17 protein-coding genes are annotated in these 14129 nt (G+C 67.1%); all 17 read right to left on the bottom strand.

Translation table 11 applies throughout. The annotated features are described in order from the left end of the window. Positions 1-72: 72 nt before the first annotated feature. The 17 genes from AC6LJ5_RS20735 to AC6LJ5_RS20815 all read right to left on the bottom strand — a co-directional run bounded on the left by AC6LJ5_RS20735 (position 73) and on the right by AC6LJ5_RS20815 (position 14087). Entirely contained in the window at positions 73-453 is a 381-nt protein-coding gene (locus AC6LJ5_RS20735; protein ID WP_498141474.1) for a hypothetical protein, read from the bottom strand. 195 nt (positions 454-648) lie between these two features. Further along, positions 649-1023, bottom strand: coding sequence for a DUF4148 domain-containing protein (locus tag AC6LJ5_RS20740; protein WP_103275991.1), 375 nt, complete (start codon positions 1021-1023; stop codon positions 649-651). A 321-nt stretch (positions 1024-1344) separates the two neighbouring features. Further along, positions 1345-1560 carry a SlyX family protein gene (locus AC6LJ5_RS20745; RefSeq protein ID WP_498141475.1) on the bottom strand — a complete coding sequence of 72 codons (216 nt, stop codon included), beginning with the start codon at positions 1558-1560 and terminating at the stop codon, positions 1345-1347. Positions 1561-1647: 87 nt separating this feature from the next. Then, on the bottom strand, positions 1648-2256 hold the full coding sequence (locus AC6LJ5_RS20750) for a nitrogen fixation protein NifQ (protein WP_498141476.1): 609 nt from the start codon (positions 2254-2256) through the stop codon (positions 1648-1650). Between the two features lie 119 nt (positions 2257-2375). Further along, positions 2376-2804, bottom strand: coding sequence for a DUF3995 domain-containing protein (locus AC6LJ5_RS20755; protein ID WP_498141477.1), 429 nt, complete (start codon positions 2802-2804; stop codon positions 2376-2378). A 177-nt stretch (positions 2805-2981) separates the two neighbouring features. Further along, entirely contained in the window at positions 2982-4091 is a 1110-nt protein-coding gene (locus tag AC6LJ5_RS20760; RefSeq protein WP_498141478.1) for a hypothetical protein, read from the bottom strand. Next, the gene (locus AC6LJ5_RS20765; RefSeq protein WP_498141479.1) at positions 4088-5506 is read right to left on the bottom strand and encodes a hypothetical protein; all 1419 of its coding nucleotides are present in this window, start codon (positions 5504-5506) and stop codon (positions 4088-4090) included. The genes AC6LJ5_RS20760 and AC6LJ5_RS20765 overlap by 4 nt, the downstream gene beginning before the upstream one ends. A 298-nt stretch (positions 5507-5804) precedes the next feature. After that, entirely contained in the window at positions 5805-6155 is a 351-nt protein-coding gene (gene cyoD, locus AC6LJ5_RS20770; RefSeq protein WP_103275985.1) for a cytochrome o ubiquinol oxidase subunit IV, read from the bottom strand. Further along, on the bottom strand, positions 6155-6769 hold the full coding sequence (cyoC, locus tag AC6LJ5_RS20775) for a cytochrome o ubiquinol oxidase subunit III (protein ID WP_103275984.1): 615 nt from the start codon (positions 6767-6769) through the stop codon (positions 6155-6157). The genes cyoD and cyoC overlap by 1 nt, the downstream gene beginning before the upstream one ends. Positions 6770-6772: 3 nt before the next feature. Next, the gene (gene cyoB, locus AC6LJ5_RS20780; protein ID WP_498141480.1) at positions 6773-8749 is read right to left on the bottom strand and encodes a cytochrome o ubiquinol oxidase subunit I; all 1977 of its coding nucleotides are present in this window, start codon (positions 8747-8749) and stop codon (positions 6773-6775) included. A gap of 2 nt (positions 8750-8751) precedes the next feature. Beyond that, positions 8752-9660, bottom strand: coding sequence for a ubiquinol oxidase subunit II (gene cyoA, locus AC6LJ5_RS20785; RefSeq protein ID WP_103275982.1), 909 nt, complete (start codon positions 9658-9660; stop codon positions 8752-8754). A 224-nt stretch (positions 9661-9884) separates the two neighbouring features. Further along, positions 9885-10436 (bottom strand): response regulator transcription factor, encoded by a 552-nt coding sequence (locus AC6LJ5_RS20790; RefSeq protein ID WP_103275981.1) that lies wholly within the window; start codon positions 10434-10436, stop codon positions 9885-9887. A gap of 2 nt (positions 10437-10438) precedes the next feature. Then, the gene (locus AC6LJ5_RS20795; protein WP_103275980.1) at positions 10439-11641 is read right to left on the bottom strand and encodes an ATP-binding protein; all 1203 of its coding nucleotides are present in this window, start codon (positions 11639-11641) and stop codon (positions 10439-10441) included. Between the two features lie 211 nt (positions 11642-11852). Continuing rightward, positions 11853-12215, bottom strand: coding sequence for a DUF4148 domain-containing protein (locus AC6LJ5_RS20800; RefSeq protein WP_103275979.1), 363 nt, complete (start codon positions 12213-12215; stop codon positions 11853-11855). Positions 12216-12438: 223 nt separating this feature from the next. Next, positions 12439-12951, bottom strand: coding sequence for a copper chaperone PCu(A)C (locus AC6LJ5_RS20805; RefSeq protein WP_498141481.1), 513 nt, complete (start codon positions 12949-12951; stop codon positions 12439-12441). A gap of 28 nt (positions 12952-12979) precedes the next feature. Further along, positions 12980-13600 carry an SCO family protein gene (locus AC6LJ5_RS20810; protein WP_103275977.1) on the bottom strand — a complete coding sequence of 207 codons (621 nt, stop codon included), beginning with the start codon at positions 13598-13600 and terminating at the stop codon, positions 12980-12982. 64 nt (positions 13601-13664) lie between these two features. Continuing rightward, entirely contained in the window at positions 13665-14087 is a 423-nt protein-coding gene (locus AC6LJ5_RS20815; RefSeq protein WP_103275976.1) for a DUF2946 family protein, read from the bottom strand. Between the last annotated feature and the right edge of the window lie 42 nt (positions 14088-14129).

Raw genomic sequence — 14129 nt, forward strand, 5'->3', positions numbered from 1 at the left:
GTCTGTGGACCGGGCGGCGTTTTGTAATTAACGGGGCCGGTTCCGCGCGACGCGCGGGCGGCCCGGCCAGCCTTAGTTGCTGCTGGCCTTCCAGCTGCCGTCGGGCTGCTTGCAGAACCAGAACTTCCAGGACTCGGTGGTGTTGGCCCGCGCGAAATCGCCTTCCAGGAAGCGGCAGGCGCGATCGTCCTTGAGCTTGGTGGTCTGCGTCGGGGTGAGCTTGACCGTGATCGGCGGCGTGACCTTGCGCTTGGGCACGCTGGACCAGTTGGTGCTCTGGCCGTCGGCGGAGTTGTTCAGCGCGTCGGCGACCGCCTGGTGGAACGAGGGCTGGTCGGCCTTGGGGATCTGCGTGATCAGCGCATGGTTGAGCATCACGGCGGGCGCGGCCACGGCGGCCTGAGCCAGGCCGAGGGCGAGCGCCGCCGAGGCGAGAACGCGGGTGTATCTCAAGATGGGCTCCCGGATAATGTAGAACCGCTATTGTCCTACACCTGCCGGGAACGGGGCCATGTTCCCGTGATTCTTTTGCTGGCGGGGCGCTGGCCGCCGGGCAAAAAAATGCCGCCCCGGAACCGCGGGCGGCGAAATACAACACGGGGGAGGGTTGTTCGTTGCGGGGCGAGGCGGGCGGCGCCCGCCGGTGACTCATTCGCCGTGATAGACGCCGGAGAACGGCATGTCGTTGGGTTCGACGTTCGACACCTGGCCGGCGATCTTGGCGCTGGCCAGATCGGCTTCGACCTGGGCGCGGCTGGGGCCGTTGTACGGAGTGCCGTAGACGCCGGCGAAGGGCGTGTCGTTGGGCTCGACGTTCCAGACCTGGCCGGCCGCCTTGGCGGCGGCCTTGGCCGCGGCCAGCTCGGCCTGCACCTGGGCGCGGCTCGGGCCTTCATACGGCGTGCCGTAGACGCCCTGGAATGGCACGTTGTTCGGTTCGATGTTGGGCGAGGCGTGGGCGGCGGCGCCCAGCGCGGCCAGCGAGAACATCAGGGCGGTTGCGAAAGTCTTGGTGGTCTTCATGGTGCTTCTCCAATTTGTAGAGCCGGGGGGGAGCGAATCCGGCGGCCTGCCGTCGTGGTTCGTTGTTGTTTCCGGTTGAATGAATGATGCGCCGATCCGGGATCCGGATAAACCCGTATATTCAAAAAGCATATTTCCACCAGCGGGATAATTTATTTGTTTTTTCTGAATAGACATCACCGGTGGCGGCCATGGGGGCGTGCGCAAGCCACCGACATGCCAGCTGATGCGCGGATAGGCGGGGGAATCGGAGCGGGGATGAGCCGGACGGGATCGTCCGGCACGGCGCAGGCGTGGCGCGGGCGCGCCGGAACCGGGCGGTCAGTAGTGCGGCGGCAGTTCGTCGCGCAGGCTGCGGAAGGCGGCGCCTTCGGGCTGCTGTTGCTGGCGCATGTCGGCCAGCTCGCGCGCCAGCCGTTCCATCTGCTGTTGCTGGCGGACGATGATCTGGTTGAGCTGCTCCAGCATGTCGTCGGCGAAGCTGGCCTTGATCTCGAGTTCCGTCAGGCGGCGTTCAATGTCTTGCGTCGTGTCCATGGCGGGTATTAGAACCGATTCCCGGCGGCGCGCGGGATCCGCTCCGGTCGCCGCGCGCCAAGGCGCGACCGGGTGGCCGCGGCGCAGTCAGGCCGCCGCGCCGCCGTAGCAATGTTCATGGTCCTCGCAGCCCGGACAGCCGGGCGCGGCGGCGGGCGGCAGCCCGGCATGTTCGCAGGCGGCATAGGCCAGGTATTGCTTCCAACGCAGGTTGCGTACGTTGCGCGCCGCCAGTCCGGGATAGTGGCGTGTCAGCAGGGCGGTCACGTCCTCGCGGCCGGACAGGCCCAGGTCGCGCCACAGATGGTCGGGGCGCAGGCAGGCGCGCGTGAGCACGCAGCTGACCAGCGGGGTGGTGTCCAGCTCGGGCGCGCTCCAGGTTTCCAGCAGCACGCGCAACAGCAGCGAAAAACCGGGCTGCGGATCGTCCAGGCCGCGCGCCTCATAGGCCTGGAGCTGCGGTCGCAGCGCTTCCAGCTCCGCGCTGGTGTCGTCCAGCGCGCCGGGGAACAGGGTCTCGAGCAGCGCGCGCAGCTCCGCTGGCGGCAGGCCGCTGCGGCCCGGATCGCCCAGCGCCAGGCACTTGCCGAGCACCGTGGCGAAGAACGCGGCGTCGGGGTCGTCGGGCTGCGCGTGGCGCAGCAGCGTACAGGCCAACAGGCGGGAGGACTCGTCGGCGACCAGGGCGTGATCCATGAGGGGCGGCTACGGAAAAGGAAGGCGGGAGCGGAGCGGGATATTGAAGGTGTCAATCAATCGTTATGTTGCAGAATATATAACGAATCGATCTTGCGTCGCCGGGCCGGGCGGCGTCATCAGGCCAGTGGCCAGGACGCGGCCAGCGTGCCGGCGGCCAGCAGCAGGCACAGCGGCGAATAGACGCGCGTGTCCAGGCGCGCGAAGGGGTTGCCGCCCTTGCGCTTGAAGAATCCCACATAGCCGAAGTCGCCGATGGCGCGGACCAGCAGGCCCAGTGCCAGCGCGGCGCCAGCCCAGCGCGTCCAGCGCGCGGCGCCGATGGCGGGCAGCAGCCCCGCGTTGAAGGCGACCAGCGCGGCGCAGGCCAGCAGCGCCGTTCCCACAGTGGCGGTGCCCGCGGCCGATGGGCGGAACAGCGGCGAGCCGTCCTGGCGCGTCGGAATCGCGGCGCCGTGCGCCAGCTTGCCGCCGGCTGCCCAGTACAGATGCCAGAGGCCGAGAATGACGAAGATGGCGCTGGTGAGCGTGTGGCCCATGGTAGTCATGTTTGCTTGTGTTCCAGGTGCGGCGGTAGGGAGCGGGCCGGGGCGGCGGCTCGAGGACATTCCATCGTCGCCAGCCGCGAGGCGTCGGCGCCAGCATAGCGGCAAGCGCCAGGTTCCGGACAACGATCCGGACAAGCGGCGCGCGGACGCGGCCACGAGCCCGCGCCGCGCTCGTGCTCACTGTGGCTTTGGAATCTGCAGCGATTGGTTCACGGATGCGGGTGCGCCAGCCTTGGCCGCCTGCGCGCCAAGCAGGTTGAGGTATTTCTGCAGATCGGCCAGACTGCCGGAGAACGTGGCCATCATGGTGGCCTTCTGGACCGTGCTGTCCTTGTAGACGGTTTCGGTCACGTTGATCACGGCCGCTGCCGTGGAGGCGTTGCTCAGTTGTGGAAGGGGTTCGTCGATGATGGTCCGGACTTCCTGCGCCAGTTGCACGACGGTCAGCACGCCTTGTAGCAGCCGGACGGTCTGCAGCGCCGAGGCGGCGCGTCGTTCGCGCTGCAAGGCGCGCTGCAACTCGGCGTCGGCCTTGGCGACGCGTTCCTGGGAGGCGCGGATTTCCAGCATGGCCGAGTCCACCGCCTTGCGCGCGGCTGTGTCCGCCAGCCGCTTCTTGGTGGCTACGGCCACGTTCTCCCAGCGCGTGCGCGCGTTCCAGCTGCGCCGGGCATGGTCCGCCGCATAGCGGCCGAAATCGTCGCGCAGCCTGGCGTCCAGATCTCGCGCCAGGCCGCGCTCCACCGCCGCGATCACCGGTTTGTCGCCCTCCAATTTGATCCAGAAATAGGTCTCGCCCAGCGGGTGCACCGACCAGCTGTCGGGCACGCCGGGCCGCAGGCTCGGGCGCGACCAGTAGTCGTAGAGCGCGTCCTCGGGACGGGTGCCGGTACCGGCCAGCCACAGCCGGTCGCCCAGGATGCCCACGGCCTTGAAGGGGCTGTCGGGGTGGGAACGCTCGATCAGCCGTACTTCGACCAATGCGCCGTCGCCAGTCCATTCGATGAGTTTCCTGGCGTCGGCGACCGATTCGCGTAGCAGCACATCGATCTGCTTGCGCACCGCCTGCTCGCCGTAGAGATTGACCCACCAGGCGATGCCGTCGATGGCGCCGGACCAGGCGTCGGCCACTTCGCTGGGCGAGCGGGGCACGGCCGCCGCGCTCCAGGTCTTGCTTGGGATCAGCACCGTCAGATCGGACGGCGACTTGCCGTCCTGGGCATGGCTGTCCGCATGCATGCCGGCGGCCGCCACGACCAGCGCGAGTGTGAGGGCGAGGGCCTTCATGCGACCGCCCGCGCGAAGGCGTTGCGGCTCGCACGCGTGGCGTCGAGCAGCTTGTAGGTCGTGAACACCAGCGCGCGCTGGGCGTTGTAGCTTGCCAGTTCGTTGCCATCGAATCGGCCGAGCGCATCCTCCACGGATTTGAACTGGCGCTGCACCGCCGCCGCCTGTCCCGCCTCCGTGGTTTCGCCGCCGTTCACTGCGATGCCGCAGTGGGCGGGCGTCGCCGCTTTCCAGCCGCGGTCCAGGGCAAGCTGCGGCATCTGGTTCTCGTCCTGGTATGAGCGCAATGTCCCGACCAGGCCAGATGCCCGGTCTGGGGTGTAGATGGGATCGGCGGCGTAGCTGCCGCAATAGCAAAAGTCCTTGTGCCTCGCCAACACCGATGCGTCGCCCAAGGCGGGCGCGGCGCCCATTGTCGCTTTTGGCGCCAGTCGGTTCGACGCAGGCGGTGGCAATTCCGCCAGTTCCGGTTCCGCCATGCGGCTGGCTTCCAGGATGCGGCCAAGCGCCGAGTTGATCTCCAGGTCGCGGGATACCATGCGCGGATCGCAGACGGACTCGATGCACTTGCCGCGCTTGGTACCGGTCTGTTTGCCATAGGTGCCGCAAGCCAGGACGAATTCCTGCGAGGCCGAGCCCGGCCCGTTGGCGATGATAGCTTGCCATTGCGCTGTCATGGCCTGTCGCTGCGCGGCCGGCAGACCGTTCAGCGCGGTCGCGCCCATGTTGGCCAGCAGCGTGCCCTCGTCGATCAGAGAGCGGTAGAGGCTGAACTCGCTGTCACCCAGGATGGCGTCGAACCAGGGCAGGTAGGCGATGGCGACCCAGCGGCGGAAGTCCGCCTGTCGACCCAGGAACCAGTGCGCGCGGGCGTCGACCGCGCCGATGACGGCGATGCAGGATGCTGCGGTGCCGCCCACGCCATAGGCGGCCGCGCGCGCGCCGGTCAGGTTGGCGCAGGTCTGCAGGATCTGCTCGCAGCTGCGGCGGTCCACGTCGCGCAGCTTGCCTCGCTGCTTGTACGATTCTTCCACGGCCTGCAGCAGGTTCAGCGCGGTCTGCGTCTGCTGGGCCAGCTGATAGCCCTGGACCTCCACGAAAATCCGCCGCATCCGTTCGGGCAGCTCCGCCAGCTTGGCCTGGATTTCCGCGACGCGTAGCAGCACTTCGCGGGTCAGGCGGATGTTTTCTTCCGACAATTGCTTGATGTTGGCCAGGTAGGCGCCGAGCCCGCCGTCGCCGCCCCTGGAGAAAGCCGAAATGGCGCTCAGCGCCAGCGCGGCCACCTGTACCCAGGCATGGGCGTCGCGCATGAACGATAGCCTGCCCTGCCTGAGCCCCGGATTGATCCATGGCAGCGTCGCGGCCATGGCCCCCACGACGAAACGACGCCGCGTGACGCGCTCGATACGCATGTGCAAGTTCTCCCCGGTTCGGCTTGCCTCGGATTCGTGGGCAGGATTCTTGAACCTCCCGGGCGCTGACACAACTTGGTGGAAACGAGGATTATCTTTCCCGGGATTTCGGCGGAAGCTGATAGACCCCCGCTCGCCGCCCCGCTTGCCGCCCCGCTTGCCGCCCCGCTTGCCCGGTCCGACGGCGATTGCCCGTGCGGACCCCGCCGTTGCGCAGCGGCGGCGCAAGAAAAAAGCGGATGCCGTCAGGCATCCGCTTTTTTTACGCCGTCCGCGCAAGCGCGGCACGGGACGCGATTTACATCGCGTGGCCCATGTTGACGTTCATGTTGTACAGCACCCAGGCCGAACCGCCGACGATGATGGCGATGATCATCACGGTGAACAGGAACGTGGCCAGGTTGTCGCGGGCGGACTTGGAGGCGCCCATGTGCAGGAAGTACACCAGCTGCACCAGCAGCTGGAGCACGCACAGCGCCACCACGCCGATGATGGTGACGGTGTGCGACAGCGCGCCGTGCATCACCAGGCCGAAGGAGCCGAAGGTGAGGAGCAGCGACAGCACGAACCCGGTGATGTAGGACTTCAGGGTGCCGTGGTCGGCGGCGTGGTCGTCGTGGCCGTGAGCGGCCGCAGCGGAGTGCGACATCAGATGGCTCCCATGAGATAGACGAAGGTGAAGACGCAGATCCAGACGATGTCCAGGAAGTGCCAGAACAGGCTCAGGCACGCCAGGCGACGCTTGTTGATCGAGTCCAGGCCGTGGCGGCGGATCATGTCGATCATGACGATGATCCAGATCAGGCCGAAGGTCACGTGCAGGCCGTGCGTGCCGATCAGCGTGAAGAACGCCGACAGGTACGCGCTGCGGCCCGGGCCGGCGCCTTCCGTGATCAGGTGATGGAATTCATAGACTTCCATCGCGATGAAGCCCGCGCCGAACAGGAACGTGACCATCAACCAGCCCATCGCGCGGGACTTGTTGTTGGCGTGCACGTTCAGGTTCGCCATGCCGAAGGTGAAGCTGGAGAACAGCAGCAGCAGGGTCTCGACCAGCACGAACTTCAGGTCGAACAGCTCCTTGCCGGTGGGGCCGCCCGCCGTGGCGTTGGCCAGCACGGCGAAGGTGGCGAACAGCACCGAGAAGATGAGCAGGTCGCTCATGAGATAGACCCAGAAACCGAATACGGTCTTGGAACCATCGTCATGGTGCGCGTGATCGTCGTGACCCGCGTGGGGGTGGGTGGCAACAGCTTGGATCATGACTCAGGCGGCCTTCTGCATTTTGTCAAAGTGAGCGTTCTCGATGCGTTCGACTTCCGCGGCCGGGACCCAGTAGTCGACGTCGCGGTCATAGGCGCGAACGATGAACGAACCGATCATGCCGACGAAGCCGACGATCGACAGCCACCAGATGTGCCAGATCAGGGCAAAGCACATGACCAGGCCAAAGGCGCCGATGAATACGCCGGCGGCGGTGTTCTTCGGCATGTGGATGTCTTCGTACTTGGCCGGGCGCTTGTAGGCCTTGCCGCTCTGCTTGTCTTCCCAGAACTGGTCCAGCGCGTCAACCTGCGGCACGTGGGCGAAGTTGTAGAAAGGAGCCGGCGAGGAGATGGCCCATTCCAGCGTGCGGCCATCCCAGGGATCGCCGGTCACGTCCTGGTTCTGCTTGCGCTGGCGGACCGACACGAACACCTGCTGCAGCAGGAACCAGATGCCCAGCATGATCAGCGCGGCGCCGGCCAGGGCGACCAGCAGGTAGGGTTGCCATTCGGGGTTGTCGTAGTGGTTCAGGCGACGCGTCATGCCCTTGAAGCCCAGGATGTACAGGGGCATGAAGGCCAGGAAGAAGCCGACGAACCAGCAGTAGAACGAATAGCGGCCCAGGCGCTCGTTGAGCGTGAAGCCGAAAGCCTTGGGGAACCAGTAGGTCATGCCGGCGATGCAGCCGAAAACCACGCCGCCGATGATGGTGTTGTGGAAGTGAGCGATCAGGAACAGGCTGTTGTGCAGCACGAACGACACGCCGGGGATGGCCAGCATCACGCCGGTCATGCCGCCGATGACGAACACGATCATGAAGCCCAGCGTCCACAGCACCGGCGTGGTGATGCGCAGGCGGCCTCGGTAGATGGTGAACAGCCAGTTGAAGATCTTGGCCCCGGTCGGGATCGAGATGATCATTGTCGCTATGCCGAAGAAGGCATTGACGTCGGCTCCCGCGCCCATGGTGAAGAAGTGGTGCAGCCAGACCAGGAACGACAGCACGCCGATGGCGGCCGTGGCGTAAACCATGGATTTGTAGCCGAACAGCGTCTTGCGGGCGAAGGTGGCGACCACTTCCGAGTACACGCCGAAGGCCGGCAGCACCAGGATGTAGACCTCGGGGTGGCCCCAGATCCAGATCAGGTTCACGTACATCATGACGTTGCCGCCCATGTCGTTCGTGAAGAAGTGCGTGCCCAGGTAGCGGTCCATCGTCAGCAGCGCCAGCGTGGCGGCCAGCACGGGGAAGGCGGCGACGATCAGGACGTTGGTGACCAGCGAGGTCCAGGTGAAGATCGGCATCTTCATCAGGCTCATGCCCGGCGCGCGCATGCGCAGGATGGTCACGATGAAGTTGATGCCGGAAAGCGTGGTCCCCAGGCCGGATATCTGCAAGGCCCAGATGTAGTAGTCCACCCCGACGCTGGGGCTGTAGTCCAGCCCGGACAGCGGCGGATAGGCCAGCCAGCCGGTGGCGGCGAACTCGCCCACGAACAGCGAGACCATCATCAGCACGACGCCGGCGCCGAACAGCCAGAAGCTCAGCGAGTTCAGGAACGGGTAGGCCACGTCACGGGCGCCGATCTGCAGCGGCACCACGATGTTCATCAGCCCGGTGATGAAGGGCATCGCCATGAAGAAGATCATGATGACGCCGTGGGCGGTGAAGATCTGGTCGTAGTGGTGCGGAGGCAGGAAGCCGGCGGAATCGGCCGAGGCCACCGCCAGCTGGGTGCGCATCATGATGGCGTCGGCGAAGCCGCGCAGCAGCATGATCAGGGCGACGATGATGTACATCACGCCGATGCGCTTGTGGTCGACGGAGGTCAGCCATTCCGTCCACAGGTACTTCCACTTGCCGAAGTAGGTGATGGCGCCGAAGAGCGCGAGGCCCCCCAGGCACACGGCGGCCAGCGTAACCATGACGATGGGTTCATGGTACGGAATGGCCTCTAGGGTGAGTTTCCCGAACATTGTCAGTTGATTCCTGCGATCAGATTATTCGACGTGGGGGTGCACGTGGCGTCTTCCACGCCTGCCATCTTGGACATGGTCTTGCCCAGGATGAAATCGAACATGGCGGGCGGCACCGAGGCGTATTTCACGACCGGGTTGTGCTCGCTGCGCTTGGTCAGCTCCTGGTAGACCTCGGGCGTCAGCGCCTGGGGCGCGGCCTTGGCTTGCTTGACCCATTCGTCGAAGCCTTCCTGCGAGGTGGCGATGGCCTTGAAGCGCATGCCGGAGAAGCCGCCGCCGCTGTAGTTGGCGGAAATGCCGGCGTAGGTGCCGGGTTCGCGCGCGTTCAGGTGCAGCTTGGTTTCCATGCCCGCCATCGAATAGATCTGGCTGCCGAGCTGGGGAATGAAGAACGAGTTCATCACCGAGGCCGAGGTGATGCGGAAGTTCACCGGCACGTCCACGGGGAAGGCGATCTCGTTGACGGTGGCGATGTCGTATTCGGGGTAGATGAAGAGCCACTTCCAGTCCAGCGACACCACCTCGATGGTGACCGGCTTGTGTTCCGACACCAGGGGCTTGTACGGATCCAGCGCATGGGTCGAGCGCCAAGTGAGCACGGCCAGGATGGTGATGATGATCAGGGGAACGGTCCAGACCACGACCTCGATGGCGGTGGAGTGGGCCCACTTGGGCTGGTAAACGGCTTTGGTGTTGGAAGCGCGGTATTTCCAGGCAAAGCCCACGATCATGAAAAGGACGGGAATCACGACGAGGAGCATGAGCCCGGTGGCCGTGAGCAGGAGCGTCTTTTCCTGGGCGCCAATGTCTCCCTTGGGGGAGAGGATTTCCATGTTGCAGCCGCCAAGCAGCATGACCGCGCCGACGCCGAGAATGCGCGTAAGGGTCGCAAGGAGGGGGTGTTTCACGTACAGCCTTGGATGGAAGGTGGAAAATGCTGCAACGCAGCAGACGGTATGCTGCGAGGCAGCAACCTCCATCCTATCGACTTGATCTGAGTCAAGCCTGCGACGAATGGTCGCATTGCCCTGCGTGGCGCCAGCCCCATATTGCGGGATTCAGGGTTTTCCCAGGGAGCGGTGCGGCTGTCGCGGCGGTGGGCAGGTGCGACGATATGTCGCACCTGCACAAATCAATCCAGCAACACTTCGCGTTCCGGCCCCGGTTTCTTGGCCAGCTTGCGCTGCAGGGAGCGCCGGTGCATGCCCAGCAGGCGGGCGGCGGCCGAGACGTTGCCCCCGGTCTCGTGCAGCGCCTGGTGGATATGTTCCCACTCCAGCCGGTGCAGCGGGGTCATGGTGGCCTCGATCTCGACGCTTTCCGGCTTCACCAGGCCCAGGGTGCGCAGGATCATGGGGGCGGTGGCCGGCTTGGGCAGGTAGTCGTCGGCGCCGCGCTTGATCGCCTCGACCGCCGTGGCCACGCTGGCGTAGCCGGTGACCAGCAGGATCCGCATGTCGGCGCGCAGCGCGCGAAGGGGACGGATCAGGGTCAGGCCGGAGTCCTCGCCCAGGCGCAGGTCCACCAGGGCGAAGGCCGGCCGGATCTCCTCGGCCACGCGCAGCGCCTCGGCGATGCCGGTGGCGGTGCGGGTTTCCAGGCCCCGGCGCGACAGGCTGCGTTGCAAGGTGCGCACATACAGCTCGTCGTCGTCGATCAGCAGGCCAAGGTCGGTAGGATTCATAGTCAGGTCCCGGATGTGCCGAGAGGCAGATAGAAACGGATGCGGGTGCCCCCGTCTTCGGCGGCCGTCATGGTCATTTCGCCGCCCAGCTGTTCGACCGTGGCGTGCGACAGCGCCAGGCCCACGCCCAGGCCGCCCGGCTTGCCGCTGTTGAACAGGCTGGTGGCCGGCAGCAGGGTCCGGTCGGGATCGAAGCCCCGGCCGTAGTCCCGCACTTCGCCCCGCAGCGCGCCGTAGCCATATTCCAGATGCAGGTCCACGCGCGGCGCGCCGGCGGCTTCGCCGGCGTCGGCGGCATTGTTCAGCAGCGCCTGCAGCAGGTGGGCGATGGCCGGATCCACCCGCAGGCTGGACGGCAGGCTGCCCGAGCGCTGCAGGTCGATGGTGGGCCGGATCAGGCGCCACTGGCCCACCACCCGGACCAGGTCAACAGCGGTTGGGACCGCCAGATTGCGGATGCGTTCCCGGCACAGCGCCAGTAGCTGGCTCAGCGTGGCCACGTCGGCGCGCAGGTCGGGATCCTTGACCTCGGCGGAGATCTCGTCGGCCAGCAGGGTCATGGTGGCCAGCGGCGTGTTCAGCTCATGGGCCATCGCGGCGGCGTGCGTGGCCAGGGCCACGATGCCTTCATTGCGGGTGAAGCGCTCGCGCAGCCGGGCCAGTTCGCGCTCGCGGGCGCGCAGGTCGGCCGCCATGCGGGTCGAGAACACCAGCACCACCACCACGGAAATCAGGAAGTTGGCGCCCAGGCCCCACAGCAGCAGGGTGTGGGCGTCGATGCCGCCTTGCAGCGGCCGGCCGAACAGGGCGGCCAGCACATAGCCGCTGATGCCGGCCACGGCGGCGGCCAGGGCCCAGTTGCGCGGCAGCGCCAGCGCGGCCAGCGCCGTCAGGATCAGGAACATCATGCCGAACGGATTGCCGATGCCGCCGCTCCAGCCCACCATCCAGGCCAGCACCGCCATGTCGACCAGCAGGTGGGCGAAGGCCGTCACGTGGGACAGGTCGCGGCTGTGCCGCAGGCGCAGGATGGCGTAGAGGTTGAAGCCGATCAGCACGCCCACGCCGGTCCACAATGGTTCCAGCGGCAGGTCCAGCCGCAGCAGGCTGCTGGCCAGCAGGATGGTGGCGGCCTGGCCCGCGATGGCGAGCCAGCGCAGGCTGCATAGGGTACGCAGGAATGAAAAGGCGGAACTACCGGGCATGTCCAGACACTGATGAGCCGGCGCTTCCTGCCGGCGGGTACGGGCGCCCGGCTGCGCCAAACGCTCGCGTCCGCGGGGCCGGCCGGGGCGGCCAGGCCATGCCCGGGCGTGGTCGGCGCGGGCGGCGGATGCGGGCTTATTGTAGGCGAATCACAGGGGGCCGCCGGTCGGCGGGCCGGCCAGGCTGTCCCCGATAGCTGGCCTGCCGCGCTTACTGCATGCCGGCGGTGCCGCTGTGCGCCATCATGGGCGGCGGATAGTCTTCCTCGTCCGAGGCCATCAGGCCGGCGACCTCGGCCTGCTGCAGTTCCTGCTCGACCTGTGCGCGGCTTTCCGGCATGCCTGTCGCCGCGATGGCGGGCGGGTAGTCTTCCTGGCCGAACGAATACTGGCCGCTGGTCTTGGCCTGGGCCAGTTCGGCGGCGACCTGATCGGACGTCTTGGGCGCGGGCGCCGCGTAGCTGACGCGCCAGTCGCCGTAGAGATCGCGCTTGTACTGGGCCGGCTGCGCCTGCGCGGCGCCGGCGGCGGCCAGGCCCGCGCAGAGCCAGAGAGTGGCTGTTAGGGATTTCATGAAACGCTCCTTGCTGTCACAAAGCATGCGGCCTCGGAGCGAACCGGGCCGCGCCGTCGCCCGCGCGGCTGCCTGCGGGCGATTTCCCATTGCCGGTTGGACCGGCGGGCGGCAGTGGCGTTGCGTGGGGGACGGCGCGGTTACACAAGAAGCGTTTCAAGAATGCAGCAGAACTGTCGCGCCGCTTTCAGGGGGGCGGAGCGGCAGCGCCGCGGACGGTCGCCTACTTGGCCGGCGCGGCGCCGTGGCCGCCGGCGCCATGGCCGGTCGCGGCGGCGCCCAGCGGACGGGCAATGGCATTCACCGGCACGCGGCGTTGCTGATGCTTGTCGTCCTCGACCACCAGCGTCAGGGCGACGTGGTCGCCTTCCTTGATCTGGCCGGGCAGGTCGAGCAGCATGATGTGATACCCGCCAGGCTTGAGTTCGACGGCCTGTCCGGCGGGCAGGTCGATACCGCTGACCTGGCGCATCTTCATCACGTTGTCCTGCATAGCCATTTCGTGGACTTCGGCATGCTTGGCCGCCTGGGACTCCACCGCCACCAGGCGGGCGGGCGTGGCCGAGGTCAGGCGCATGAAGACGCCGGTGGCGTGCTGGCTGGGCACGGTGGCGCGGACCCACGGGTCGTCGATTTTCAGGCTGGCTTCCTGCGCCAGGGAGGGAGCGGCGGCGGACAGCGCCAGCGTGCACAGGGCGAGCGCGGCCAGGGGCTTGAAGAATTTGATCGCTTGCATGGTGTATTCCTGATTCGGTGCGGTTGGGTCAGATCACGGTGCGCAGGTCCTGCGCGCATTCCTCGGCGCTTTGCTGGTGGCGCAACGCCAGGCGCAGCTTGCCCTTGGCGTCGATCACATAGCTCAGCGCGGTGTGGTCCATGGTGTAGGAAGAGCCCGTGGTGACCTTCTGGTAGAAGACCTTGAAGGACTGGGCGGCGGCGCGGGTCTGCTCGGCGTCGCCGCGCAGGCCGACGAATTCCGGGTCGAAGGCCTGGGTATAGGCCTTCAGGATTTCGGGGGTGTCGCGCTCCGGGTCCACGGTGATGAACAGCACGCGCAGCTTGCCGGCGTCGGCGCCCAGCAGTCGCTTGATCTCGGTGGCACGCGTGAGCGCCGTGGGGCAGACGTCCGGGCATTGGGTGAAGCCGAAGAACAGCAGCACGGCCTGGCCACGGTAGTCGGCCAGCCGGCGCTCGCGATCCTCGGTGTCACGCAGCTGGAAATCGCCGGTGGGCATGCCGGACAGGTCCATGCCGTTGAGCTTGGGGGCTTCCTGGCCGCAGGCGGCCAGGGTCATGAGGCCGGCCGCGGACAGCAGCAGCCGGCGCCGCCGCGTATCGGGCGCGCGTGCCGCGCCGGTCGGCGCGGACAGGATGGGGGAACGCATGGAAAACCTCGGGTCGGACGGTTCGACAGGGCGCGCGGCGACAGGGCCGCGCGGTCAGTGCGAGTCAGGCCAGGGGAGGTGGCGCCCGCGAGCCCAGCGGCGGACCGTGGGCGACTGTCGCGGGCAGGGGAGGTTGCGCGGGTTGCGCCGTCGGCGTCGTGTCGGCCGGCAGCGACAGGGGATTCAGGGAAAACGCGGGCGCGGGCGTCAGGTGCGCCAGCAGCCCGAACGGGCATTGCGCGCCCGTCTGCGCGTCATGCGCGGGCTTGCCGTCCTTGAGCGTGCTCAGCGCCGCGCTGAGCGCGGCAGGCGCGCCGGCGGCGGTGCAGAACGTGACTTCGAAGCGGCCGGCGTCCAGGGCGCGGGTGTCGGGCATGTAGCCCGCTGGCACCAGCGCGCGCAGCAGCAGCGTCATCAGCGCCAGCCATAGCACCAGGCGGCCGCGCGTGGCGGTCCGGTTGCTGGGCGGGGCGTTGTAGCGGGACATGGCCGTATTCTAGGGCGGTTTTCGCGTCGGCAGTTTGCGCCG

The organism is Achromobacter sp. 1011791174, from assembly GCF_059760925.1.